We start from the raw sequence: 13,040 nt of genomic DNA on the forward strand, positions 1-13,040 counted from the left end.
ATGCTATCTAAACTTAGATACTGTCTAAACTTAGATGCTGTCTGGGCTACGTAAGTTTTTGACAGCGATACGATCTGCTTGCTTACGGTCACGCTCAGGCGTCATTTGCGGCTGATAGACACCCTGCTCATTGACATGGATACCTAACGGACGACGCTCTTTGGTGATAGATTCTTGCAATAACATCAAGCCTTGAATCAACGCTTCTGGACGCGGCGGACAGCCTGGTACATACACATCGACAGGGATGATTTTATCCACGCCTTGTACAACAGAGTAGATATCATACATACCGCCTGAGTTGGCACAGGCACCCATAGAGATGACCCATTTTGGCTCAAGCATTTGCTCATAAAGACGCTGAATAACAGGGGCCATCTTAACAAAGCAAGTACCGGCGACGATCATCACGTCTGCCTGACGAGGCGAGGCACGAATAACCTCTGCCCCAAAGCGTGACAAATCATGAACGGCGGTTAAGGTAGTGGCATATTCGACATAACAGCAAGACGTACCAAAGTTAAATGGCCAGAGTGAGTGCTTACGCCCCCAGTTTGCTGTCGAATGAACGAGGTCTTCGAGACGACCCATAAAGACGTTTTTATTCACTTCATCTTCGATAGGGTCACTGACCGTTTGGCGGGTCTGTGCAGGATAGGTATCTGCATCAGGGTTGGCTTTTGTTAATGTGTATTTCATAACATACAACCTTCATATTAGGCTTGGCGTGGCAATCATCTTGCTCGCGCTGTCGCCATAATTTTATTAATAATAAGTGGCTAATCATCAGCGATCATCGATATAAACAGGCTGGTGTCTTTATATCTTGCTGCCTGTCCTTTACAAAAACACCTAGCTGTTAAAACCATAAACTGGCATTAACGCGCAGCTTTATCTTTTTGACTAGACGTCGCAAAGTCCACAGACGTCACATTACCTGTAGTATTAATATGATCAATGTTTTGTAGATGACGGCGATTGGTCTCAATATTGTTTGAGACATTGATTTGACCGGATGATTGCGCAGGTACTTTACCAGTAGGATCGACCATCAGCTCGTGAGCACCATCAAACTTCGTGATATCTGCTAAGTTAAAGCCAGCAGGCGCGGCATATAAGCGTGCCTTTTTACGCAGTTTGTCAGCAGGTGCCCAGTTCATCGCACCCAAGCTCAGCTCATAAATCAAACCGATAATCAGAATAGTGATAAAGGTAGCAGCAGCGGCAAAACCAAGCCAGCCAGCCTCTCGTACTGACACAGAATACGCGTAGAGATACAGCGCCTCTAAATCGAAAATCACAAAGAAAATCGCGACCAAATAGAATTTAGCAGACAAACGAATACGGGCGTTGCCAGATCCGACAACACCCGCTTCAAATATCTCTTCTTTTTGTAAGCCTTGAGAGCGACCGCCAAGTAAACGCGGTACCACCAGCATAAAGACAACTAGCCCAATGGCGGCTAAGATAAAAGCAACTGCTGACCAATTAAAAGCAGACATGATAATACGTGCTCCTCACCCAATCGAGTGTTAGACACAGCGCAGGCACTGACCCATTAAGGTCGCCTCACGACAGGTATAACGCAGACGAAAACACAAAGCAACTGTCATTCACTGACACTGTGTTTAAGTAACTGTCATTGAGTCACATGTTAGGTATTTTGCTGGTAATAACCAATTATCAAGCTTATTAACGACGATGTCAGACCTGACCAACTGTAGAGATTCCGGTATGCACGCGGATAAAGGCTGGTCGCCCAACGCATCTTCTAACAACGTAAGATCAACGTATTAAATCAATATCATATCTGACTGCGTACTTAATTGATTTAATAGCTCATTACACGTGGTTAATAATGACGTGACAACTGGCATAAATTATTTACGTACTATACGCATATCAGTGCCTAAAAGCTAGTTTTTAACTGTATTCGACGGTCATTTTCTATGAAACAAAATGTGTTTTTTTTACCAAAAATTATGATATAGACGTTACCTTATATTAACCCCAAATCCATGCTTTGTTCGATACGCAAACGCTGTCACGCTATTCATCAAAAATCAAGTGCGCTCATACCCTATTTTCATCACCCAACTCCTCCCCCAAAGTGACCGTTTTTGCTTTATAATGACCCACCTAATTTTACGATATGTCATCATCAAACCTTAAATTCTATTATCCTTATAACAAACATTATTAAGATATCACTACGATATTAATTTTGGTGATACGCACCGCGTTCATCTACTTGTGCTATATCAGCGCTATCCTCTTTTTGCTTTTGTCTTACAGGTCACGTTATGAGTCAACTCAATCCCAAACAACAAGAAGCCATGCTCTACGTATCCGGCCCACTACTTGTGCTCGCAGGTGCTGGCTCCGGCAAGACCTCAGTGATCACGCGTAAAATTGCGTATCTGATTCAAGAGTGCGACATGCCAGCTGAGCGCATTACTGCTGTGACCTTTACTAATAAGGCGGCACGTGAAATGAAAGCCCGTGTCAGCAAACTGCTCCCAAGCGAAAAAACGCGCGGTTTGACTGTATCGACCTTTCACCAATTTGGTCTCCAGTTTTTGCGCTATGAGCTGATGCATACGCCACTAAAAGGCAACTTCTCTATCATGGACAGCGATGATAGTAAGCGCCTCTTGATGGAGCTGATGATGCGCGACAACTTAAGTGGTGCTGAAAGTCGTGAGCTGGTTGGTAAAGCGATCAAGATGATTTCTGATTGGAAAAACGATTTGATCGAGCCTGACAAGGCGATGGAGACATTAGATGATCCAGAAGAGATGATTTTTGCGACCTTGTACGCACTTTATGAGCGTAACTTGCGTGCGTATAATGCGGTCGATTTTGATGATTTGATTGTACTGCCAACCAAAATCTTGCGTGAAAATAGAGAACTGCGAGACAAATGGCAGAACCGTATTCGTTATCTATTGGTCGATGAGTATCAAGATACCAATACCGCCCAGTATGAAATGATTAAGCATTTGGTTGGACCCCAAGGGCGCTTTACCGTGGTAGGTGATGATGACCAATCTATCTATGCGTGGCGCGGGGCGAAGCCTGAAAACATGGCGCTGCTAAAAGAAGATTTCCCAAAACTAAAAATCGTCATGCTTGAGCAAAATTATCGCTCAACCACCCGTATTTTGACCTCTGCCAATGCGGTCATTCTGAACAACGAGCATTTATTCGAGAAAAAACTGTGGTCCGACAAAGGTCAAGGCGAAAAAATCCGCATCATCAACTGCCGTAATGATGATGATGAGTCCGAACGCGTTGCCAAAGAGATCGTCACCCATAAGCTACGTTTTGGTAATGAGTGGGAGCAGTATGCGGTGCTCTACCGTAGTAATTTTCAGGCACGTATGCTAGAAGCACAATTGCGCCAGTTGCAAGTGCCTTATAAGTTATCGGGCGGTCAGTCGTTCTTTGCCCGTAGTGAAATCAAAGATATCATGGGCTATCTGCGCCTGATATTAAATCCCGAAGATGACAGCGCGTTTTTGCGTATTATCAATACACCCAAGCGCGGTATGGGACCTGCCACGCTAGAGAAGCTTGGCTTGTTTGCACAAGAGCACAGCATCTCGCTATTGGCTTCTTGTACTCATGCCGGCTTGGCTCATGTGTTGCCATCAAAAGCTTACGGCACAATAAAAGAGTTTGGCGAGTTCATCGAGCACTATACGCGTGAGCTGGACCAACACCCTGATCCTGTGCCGATCGTACGCCAAATGATTGATGAGACGGGTTATATTGATTTTGTCCGTAGCGATGCCAAAACACCGCAGCAAGAAAAAAACCGTATTGATAATATCGATATGCTGTATACCAGTATTCAGTCACTCATTAATCGCGCGGAAGAAGACGAAGATCGTACGATTGATACCATCATTCGTAAGCTGGTCTTGCTCGATATGCTCGAGCAACAGCAAGAAGAAGAGAATACCAACAAAGTCAATCTAATGACCTTGCATGCGGCAAAAGGCTTGGAGTTTGATTTTGTTTATATCATGGGGCTTGAGGAAGAGATGCTACCGCATCGCAACTCTATCATGAGTGAGACAGTGGAAGAAGAGCGTCGTCTGATGTACGTGGGCATTACCCGTGCGCGGCGTGAGCTGACATTGACACTCGCGACCCAGCGCCGTGCTGGTGGCCAGATGCGCGTCACCTCAGAGTCACGGTTTTTGGACGAGCTACCTGAAGATCATGTTGACTGGCCCGCTAAGGCCAAAAAGAAAAAAGCGACCAAAGACCCAGAAGCGGTCGCTGATGAGTATTTGGCCAATATTCGCGCTTTATTGGGTAAGCGCTAACATCAACATTGGCAGTGCTAACGCCAAAAAGAACTGACTCGGCAAACGCTAACCCGACGTTTTGCCATTTGCTATTATTAACACTTTATAAAAGATATTGGAATCCTTATGCCTACCTCGATGCCCGATCAGGAACGACCATCAGTGCTACCAGGAGATTATAATCCGGCTGAGTATAGTGCCGAATATAAACTGCTGTATTTGCAGGATTTGGTTGCTGATAAAGCATATGAGGCGATTACAGAGTTTTTAGAAAAGCAGTCTGAATATGAGATTGCCAACCTACTAGAGTCTTTCCCGACTCAAAACCGCCTACTCATCTGGGAGCAAGTGCCAGAGAGCATTAAAGGTGAAGTACTTGCTGAGCTCGAGTACGATACCCGCCAGCCATTATTAGAGAATATTTCTTCTCAAGAAATCTCACTATTTACTCAAGATCTTGATGCCCAAGACATCTCTGAGATTTTGGATACTGTCACTGAGAGCGTACGTACCTCAGTCATGGCAACGCTCGATGAAGAAACACGCGTCCAAGTCAATAAACTTGATACGTATGATGACTGGGAAGTTGGGAGCTACATGGATCCTGATATTATCCAAATACGGGATGATATCTATCTGGCGGACGTACAGGATTGGCTACGCGAAAACGAGGATCTACTCGATGACGAAAGCCAAGAGCTGCTCGTGGTCGATCAAAGCCAGCAATTACTTGGGCTATTGAGTCTGGTGGATCTGATTAAACATGACCAAAAAACGTTAGTGTCAGAACTGATTGATACGGCTATCACGATTAATGATCGCCTGGATATCCAAGATGCCGCGGCGATTTTTCGCTCAGAAGATATCCGCTTTGCCCCCGTGACGAACAGCTATGGCGAGCTGGTTGGGCAGTTAAATGGCGAAGACATCATGGAGATTATCCAAGATGATGTCGACAGCACTATGAAAAACCTTGCTGGTGTTAGCCAAGATGAAGAGTTATTCGCGCCTATTCTAACCAGTGCTAAAAGCCGTAGTGTCTGGTTGGGCATTAACCTCTGCACCGCGCTTTTAGCAGCAGCAGTGATTGGACAGTTCGAGGAAGTGTTGGCAGAAGTGGTGGCGCTAGCGATATTGATGCCAGTGGTCGCCAGTATGGGCGGTATTGCAGGCTCGCAAACCTTGACAGTCGTTATCCGCGGTATGGCAATGGGTCAAATCGGTGGTTCTAACCGAGTCTGGCTCCTTAATAAAGAGCTGTGGGTTGGAGCGATAAACGGTATCATTTGGGCGATAATAATGGCATTTATTGCCCAATTATGGTTTCATGACATCAAAATTAGTGCTGTCATTGGCTTTGCCATTGCGATCAACATGACTGCGGCTAATGTCTCGGGAATTAGTATACCGCTGATGCTAAAACGTATGAATATCGATCCTGCGTTATCAGCCTCAGTGATTCTAACCACTGTTACAGATATTGTCGGTTTTATGTCATTTTTAGGCTTGGCGAGTGTGTTAATACTCTAGTGAATTGCTGGATGATAAAGTATCCAATAGAAATATAGCATTGCTATTTATATAGCATTGTTGTTTATACAATTTTGTTGAATGGTCTTAATTTATAAAACTTCTAAATCGTTAAGTGAGTGTGTTATGCAAGCTGTACAAGTGAAAGTGGTCAACCCTAAAATTACTGAAGATGAAGCATTTTCTTTGCCAACTCGTGCCACCGATGGCAGTGCGGGTATCGACTTACGTGCTTGTATTGATGAGCCCTTAACGATCAAAGCCGGCGAAACTCACTTGATAGGTACGGGCCTCGCCGTTTATATTCAAGACCCTAATTATGCCGGTATGATTCTGCCGCGCTCGGGACTTGGCCATAAGCATGGCATCGTCTTGGGTAACTTGATTGGGCTGATTGATGCCGATTATCAGGGTGAGCTGATGGTTAGCATCTGGAACCGTAGCGAGAATGATTTTATTCTCAATCCAAGCGATCGCATGGCACAGTATATCGTGGTGCCTGTTGCTCGTCCTGAGTTCGAGGTGGTTGCAGAATTCAGTGATGAAAGCGTGCGCGGTGCTGGCGGATTCGGGCATTCGGGTCGTCAGTAACCATTCATTGGCAAGTAAGTTTCAGACAGCGACTTAGATCGTCACTAAGCTAAATCGTCACCAAGATAGCGACTAGGATTTATCTGTTTACATTAATAGAATATTGCGCTGTCCATTTTCTATTCATAATCACCTATTTATCACGTCAATAAGGAGAATAAGCCATGCCATCTTTTGCGGCGCAGCAATCCTTATTTCGTGCTTATGACATCCGTGGTACAAACACGCATTTCACCGATGAGTTTGTACAAGCGCTCGGCCATCGTTTTGCTCAGCTCTATGGCTCTCAACGCAGCCAATTAACAAGAAATAGCGATACCAGTACCAGTATTGATACCAATGTGATTACCGCTATCGATAGCAATGCCGATACGCCCATAGACACTACGCAAAATACTGGCGTTGACGATGTTAGTGTTAAAAATATCGTCGTTATTGGCTATGACATGCGTCATGGCAGCGAATCGATTGCACGTACACTCGCTACTGTATTGAATCAGCAAGGTTTATGTGTTATTCAGCTTGGTCTTGTTACCACACCCATGATGGCATTTTGGGCAAAGCGGTATCAAGGTCATGGCATTATTGTAACCGCCAGCCACTCTGCCAAAGACATATTGGGTATCAAGTGGTTGGTCAATCATAAATCTCCCAGTAATGTAGAGATACGAACCCTGTATCAACAATTAATCTCTCATACTCATTACTCATCTAAAAAACAGGTCGAGCAAGCAACCTTCTCAAAATCAGACTTACACCATATAAATATTAGCAGCAATACTGAATTATCTAGAACCTTGCTTAAAGAACTACCTGCCAAGCAAGTGGCAGACGTCTATATCGCGGCTATCGAGCAAGTCTTTTGTCAGTTGCCTCAGGATAATCAGACAGCACCTACAAACAACCAAAAAACAGCATCTAAGCTTGATTTGGTTGTGGTCATTGACTGTATGCATGGTGCCACTGGCAACATCACTCAGCGCTTATTTGACCGTTTTTGCCAGCGCGTCATTGTGCTCAATGACACGCCAGATGGCAGTTTTCCTCTTGGTAATCCTGATCCAGCCGAGCCCAACCGTCTAACAGCGTTGCAGCAAGCTGTCGTTTCTCATCATGCCGATATTGGTTTGGCATTTGATGGTGATGGTGATCGTTTGATGATCGTTGATAATAACGGCAAAGTGGTCATGCCTGATCACCTACTCTACTTGTTAGCACGCATTGCCATCATAGAGCGTCCTGATTCTTTGACCAGCTCCTTAGCGTCTGAGGTGCTATTTGATATTAAATGCGCGCATCATCTGCCAAAGCTACTGGCGGATCTTGGCGCGATGCCAGTGATTAGTAAGACTGGTAGCAGCTTTATGCGCCAACAGGTACAGCATCCTGATAGTCAAATTGTCTTTGCAGGTGAGCTATCAGGGCATTTTATTTTTAATGATGGCCGCTTTATCCCTTATGATGATGCCATATATGCCGCATTACGCTTACTGCATTGGTTTGCTAAGTCTCGTAATATCTCAGATGATAAAAATGCGCTATCAGATATTCTTCAACGCTTGCCAGCCATGGTCAGTACGGCTGATCATTATTTGCCGATGCCGCAGACTGCTAGGACAGATTGCTCAATCATGGAGCAATTAACGAGGGTTTGTACCTACTTGCAAGACCTAGCGAGCGTAACTACTCATGCTGATTTGTTTGACATTTCTGATTCCCGACTAGACGCCGTTAATCTACCAGCTGCTATATGTGAGTCACCAGTCTGTACTTGCTCCACTGTCAGATCACATATAGCCGTCGAACAAGCCAAATCTTTATTGCCAGCCGGAACCAAACTGAGCTGCATTGATGGCGTCCGCTTGGATTTTGCACACGGATTTGGCGTATTGCGTCAATCAAATACCAGTAATAGCCTGACTGCACGCTTTGCTGGTGACAGCATGGATGACCTGAAAGACATTCAAGCGACCTTTGCCGCGCTGTGTCGCCCATTTAATGCAGAGCTGGCAACACAGATTGTCGCCATGCCTGCTGAATAACGGCATTAAACCTGTATCGATTAAATATGCTAAAAAGAACAACCCCTTTAAAACCCGCCCTTTAGGAGTTAGGAATGACGCTTAATTTAGATGACGCCAAAAACACCGCCGAGGTATTAACCACCGCACTGCCCTATATTCAGCGCTTTGTTGATAAACTCATCGTAGTGAAATACGGCGGCAATGCTATGACCGATCCTGAGCTTGAGAGCTCATTTGCTCGCGATATTGTCTTGCTAAAAACGGTCGGTATGCATCCAGTCGTTGTACATGGTGGTGGTCCACAAGTTGATAACTTACTAAAAGAGCTGGGTCGTCAGTCTGACCGTATCGATGGGATGCGTGTGACTGACAAAAGCACGATGGATATCGTAGAAATGGTGTTGGGCGGCAGTGTCAACAAATCGATTGTTAGCCTAATTAACAAGCACGGCGGTCGCGCAATTGGCCTCACGGGTAAAGACGCCAACTTGATTCAAGCTAAAAAACTAATGATGGAAAAAATCGGCGCAGATGGTATCGCTGTTCCTGTCGATTTAGGGTTCGTCGGCGACGTAGTAAGTGTCAATAAAGACGTCATCAATATGCTCATTGCCTCTGATTTTATTCCCGTTATCGCACCGCTTGGTGTCGATAAAGAAGGCAATACTTACAATATCAATGCAGATCTAGTCGCTGGTAAAGTGGCTGAATTCTTGCAAGCAGAGAAACTGATGCTATTGACCAATATTAAAGGCGTACTGGGCCGTGACGGCGAGGTAGTGACTGGGCTAACACCCAAGAAAGTCGATGCTTTAATCGAAGATGGCACGATATCAGGCGGTATGATTCCCAAAATTCAGTGTGCGCTTGATGCGGTACGTAGCGGTGTTAAAAGTGCCGTTATCGTCGATGGCCGCGTTCCTCATGCCACGTTGCTAGAGATTTTCACCAACGAAGGGGTCGGTACACTGATTAGCCGTGAGATAGAGGCCTAATTGACCTAAAAACAGGAATCAGTCATGTCTCTTCCGCTATGGTCTTTACTATTTATATTAGAAAGTGTCTATTGTTGGTGGATCATTGGCTATGGCGGCGCAAAATAGGTAGAAGGCTGGAAGTCCTTTTTTATGATTGACTGGTTTGCCCTTGATTGGACAGCGGAGCAAATCCGCCTCTATGTGCTCATTATTTGGGGCTTTGGTGTGATTTGGTTTATTGTTGGCGTTATTAAGCCCGAGCTAAGATTTAATTATTAGCTCGGGCTCTTTATGCCCGTTTTTAACCAAACACACGCTCAAACTCTGCTTCATCAAACCCGCATAATAATATCGGCTGATCTTTATCTGCCAACTGACCTTCTACAATCGGACGTTTAATCATACTAGTGTTTTCTATTAGTAACGCTATCGCAGCGTCTACGCTGTCATCGGCTGCTTGCTTTTGGCTCTCCTCTAACTTGCGCCATGTCGTTCCACGCTTATTGAGCACTTTATCAATCCCTAGCTCATTTACCCAGCGCTGTACTGTTTCTTTATCGATACCTTGTTTTTTATAATCATGAAATTCATAGCTGACGCCCAGCTCGTCTAGCTTAGTAAACGCTTTTTTCATTGTGCTACAAGACTTGATACCATAAATGGTGATGGTCATGGTGACTCCTCATAAATATTCATTAATTTGTCTATTATACCTAAGGCTGACTGGATATAGAAAATACCTCACTTTTAATCGTCAAACCTAATAAGCAACTACATCATATCGTCGCAATTTTCGCCAAATTACGCTATGCTATGGCATTGTCAAATTCCACCTATTTTGATCCGTATTAAATAAATCAGTATCAACCAATTTCGAGCCGACTATGAGCAATGCCGTGACAGCAGACCAAGCAGAAAACAACTATTATAACCCACAGGCGATAGAAGCCGCGCAGCAGACCAAATGGGATACTGACAAGCGCTTTGAAGTCAGCAATGAGCCAAGCGACAAGCCAAGTCGTTACATGCTATCGATGTTCCCTTATCCAAGCGGCAAGCTGCACATGGGCCACGTACGTAACTATACGATTTCTGACGTATTAAGCCGTTATTATCGCCTAAAAGGGTATGAAGTCATGCAGCCAATGGGCTGGGATGGTTTTGGCCTGCCAGCTGAAAATGCGGCGATTGCCAATCAGACCCCGCCTGCTGCATGGACGTTTGCCAACATCGACAACATGCGCGCGCAGCTAAAACTACTTGGTCTATCGATTGACTGGTCACGCGAGTTTGCCACTTGTAGCCCTGAGTATTATCAGTGGGAGCAGTGGCTATTCTTACAGTTGTACAAAAAAGGCTTGGTTTATAAAAAGCTCTCAACAGTTAACTGGGATCCAGTTGACAACACTGTCTTGGCAAACGAGCAAGTCATTGATGGCAAAGGCTGGCGTAGTGGAGCTGCCGTCGAAAAACGCGATATCCCTATGTACTACTTCAACATCACTGACTATGCTGATGAGCTATTGGATGATTTGGATCAGCTAGAAGGTCATTGGCCATCTGAAGTATTGACCATGCAGCGCAACTGGATTGGTCGTAGTGCCGGTATGGAAGTACATTTCCCTTATGAGCTTGCTGGCGAAGAAAACACCTTAGATGTGTTCACGACTCGTCCTGATACCTTGATGGGTGTGACTTATGTTGCTGTTGCCGCAGAGCATCCACTTGCCCAATACGCTGCTGAAAATGATGACATGATCGCTCAATTCTGCGCATTGTGCAAAAAAGGCTCAGTGGCTGAAGCCGATCTCGCCAAAGCCGAAAAAATCGGTATGGATACCGGCCTGACCGTCACGCATCCGCTGACTGGGGAAGAAGTACCTGTTTGGGTCGCTAACTATGTGCTGATGAGCTACGGCTCAGGTGCGGTCATGGCGGTACCTGCTCATGATGAGCGCGATTACGAGTTTGCGGTGAAGTATAACCTACCGATTAAGCAAGTTATCAATACGCCTGATGGCTATTTTGACGAGCTAAAAGCGGATGCTAAAGCAAACGATAGTGATGTTAATACTGAGGTCAATCTTGCCTATACCGAACGCAATACACTGGTCAATTCAGGTGAATTTGACGGGTTAGATTTTGAGCAAGCGTTTGAAGCGATGCTGGTCAAGCTTGAGCCACAAGAGTTGGCTAAGAAAAAAATCCAATATCGCTTGCGGGATTGGGGTGTCTCTCGCCAGCGTTATTGGGGTTGCCCTATCCCAATGATCAACTGTGAGCATTGTGGTACGGTACCTGTTGAAGAGCAAGACTTACCAGTTGTATTGCCAACCGACGTCGTACCTGATGGTCGCGGTAATCCACTTAAAAATATACCAGAGTTTGTCAATACCACTTGTCCTAAATGCGGTAACCCTGCTGAGCGTGAGACGGATACCTTTGACACATTCGTAGAATCAAGCTGGTACTATGCACGCTTTGCTAGTCCAAATGATGCACAAAACATGGTCAACAAGTCTGCTGCTAATAAATGGTTGCCAGTCGATCAATACGTGGGCGGTGTCGAGCATGCGGTGATGCATCTATTGTATGCGCGTTTCTTCCACAAGCTAATGCGTGATGAAAACTTGGTCACTGGCGACGAGCCATTTGCCAATCTAATGACCCAAGGCATGGTGCTTGCTGGTACGTTCTACCGTGTCAATGCGGATGGCAGTACGACCTACTACTTTGCAGAAGACATCGATATTGACTTTAACGAACGTGGTCAACCAATCAAAGCTATCTTAAAATCTGACGGCCAGCCAGTCACGATCGGCAAAATCGAAAAAATGTCTAAATCAAAGAACAATGGCGTCGATCCACAGCTAACCATTGATAAATATGGTGCGGACACGGTTCGTCTATATACACTATTTACCGCACCTGCCGATCAGACACTTGAATGGTCAGATGACGCGCTAAAAGGCCCTTATAACTTTGTGAAAAAAGTATGGCGCATTGCTACCGACCATATGCAAGCGCTAACGGCCGCCAATATCAGCATTGATACGCTTAACAGTGCGACCTTGAACACAGACGGTTTAAGCAAAGAAGCCAAAAACTTACGCCGTAAAACGCACGAAACGATTGCTAAGATTGACAGTGATTTGGGTGATCGTTTGGCATTGAACACACCTGTATCAAGCCTGATGGAACTTGCCAACGAGTTGACTGCCTTTAATGCCAGTAGCGAGCAAGAGCTACACGTTAAACACGAAGCGTTGACCAATCTGCTAATTATGCTATCTGTATACGCGCCGCACGTTGGCGAGCATCTGCTTGAGCAGTTGGGTCTTGACACCTTGACCTTAGACTACCCAACCGTGGATGAAAGTGCGCTGGTACAGGACATGATCACGATGGTCGTTCAGGTCAATGGTAAGATGCGTGGTAAGATGGATGTCGCACCAAACAGCGATCCTGAGCAGCTAAAAGAGCAAGCTCGTACTATGGAGAGCGTGGCAAAATTCATCACTGGCGAGATCAAAAAAGAAATCGTCGTTCCTAACAAACTGGTTAATATTGTGGTTGCAGGCTAGTCGCCTAGGCTTAGT

10 protein-coding genes are annotated in these 13,040 nt (G+C 45.2%); 7 read left to right on the forward strand and 3 right to left on the reverse strand.

Going from position 1 to position 13,040, the window contains the following annotated elements; genetic code table 11:
• Window positions 1–30: 30 nt before the first annotated feature.
• Both JMX83_RS12165 and ndhC read right to left on the reverse strand, forming a co-directional pair.
• Window positions 31–699 (reverse strand): NuoB/complex I 20 kDa subunit family protein, encoded by a 669-nt coding sequence (locus JMX83_RS12165; RefSeq protein ID WP_201602162.1) that lies wholly within the window; start codon window positions 697–699, stop codon window positions 31–33.
• A gap of 179 nt (window positions 700–878) precedes the next feature.
• The gene (ndhC, locus tag JMX83_RS12170) at window positions 879–1,502 is read right to left on the reverse strand and encodes an NADH-quinone oxidoreductase subunit A (RefSeq protein WP_201602164.1); all 624 of its coding nucleotides are present in this window, start codon (window positions 1,500–1,502) and stop codon (window positions 879–881) included.
• A gap of 801 nt (window positions 1,503–2,303) precedes the next feature.
• Between ndhC and JMX83_RS12175 the strand changes: the two genes are divergently transcribed.
• The 6 genes from JMX83_RS12175 (at window position 2,304) to JMX83_RS15385 (ending at window position 9,720) form a co-directional block, all read left to right on the forward strand.
• Window positions 2,304–4,337, forward strand: coding sequence for a UvrD-helicase domain-containing protein (locus JMX83_RS12175; protein WP_201602166.1), 2,034 nt, complete (start codon window positions 2,304–2,306; stop codon window positions 4,335–4,337).
• Between the two features lie 120 nt (window positions 4,338–4,457).
• Window positions 4,458–5,849 (forward strand): magnesium transporter, encoded by a 1,392-nt coding sequence (gene mgtE / locus JMX83_RS12180; protein WP_201602213.1) that lies wholly within the window; start codon window positions 4,458–4,460, stop codon window positions 5,847–5,849.
• 126 nt (window positions 5,850–5,975) lie between these two features.
• A complete protein-coding gene (gene dut, locus JMX83_RS12185) occupies window positions 5,976–6,440 on the forward strand; it encodes a dUTP diphosphatase (RefSeq protein ID WP_201602168.1) in 465 nt (154 codons plus the stop codon).
• A gap of 164 nt (window positions 6,441–6,604) precedes the next feature.
• Window positions 6,605–8,482 (forward strand): phosphohexomutase domain-containing protein, encoded by a 1,878-nt coding sequence (locus tag JMX83_RS12190; protein WP_201602170.1) that lies wholly within the window; start codon window positions 6,605–6,607, stop codon window positions 8,480–8,482.
• Window positions 8,483–8,556: 74 nt separating this feature from the next.
• Window positions 8,557–9,459 carry an acetylglutamate kinase gene (gene argB / locus JMX83_RS12195; RefSeq protein ID WP_201602172.1) on the forward strand — a complete coding sequence of 301 codons (903 nt, stop codon included), beginning with the start codon at window positions 8,557–8,559 and terminating at the stop codon, window positions 9,457–9,459.
• Between the two features lie 132 nt (window positions 9,460–9,591).
• Window positions 9,592–9,720: a hypothetical protein gene (locus tag JMX83_RS15385; RefSeq protein WP_265089548.1), complete on the forward strand. Its 129-nt coding sequence runs from the start codon at window positions 9,592–9,594 to the stop codon at window positions 9,718–9,720.
• A 22-nt stretch (window positions 9,721–9,742) separates the two neighbouring features.
• Here JMX83_RS15385 and JMX83_RS12205 read toward each other — a convergent pair whose 3' ends face one another.
• Window positions 9,743–10,114 carry an arsenate reductase gene (locus tag JMX83_RS12205; protein WP_201602174.1) on the reverse strand — a complete coding sequence of 124 codons (372 nt, stop codon included), beginning with the start codon at window positions 10,112–10,114 and terminating at the stop codon, window positions 9,743–9,745.
• Window positions 10,115–10,325: 211 nt separating this feature from the next.
• Between JMX83_RS12205 and leuS the strand changes: the two genes are divergently transcribed.
• Window positions 10,326–13,025, forward strand: a complete 2,700-nt coding sequence (gene leuS / locus JMX83_RS12210) for a leucine--tRNA ligase (RefSeq protein WP_201602176.1) — start codon at window positions 10,326–10,328, stop codon at window positions 13,023–13,025.
• The last annotated feature ends 15 nt before the right edge of the window (window positions 13,026–13,040 follow it).

The sequence above is a fragment of the Psychrobacter piscatorii genome (assembly GCF_904846415.1).
Lineage (GTDB): Bacteria > Pseudomonadota > Gammaproteobacteria > Pseudomonadales > Moraxellaceae > Psychrobacter > Psychrobacter piscatorii.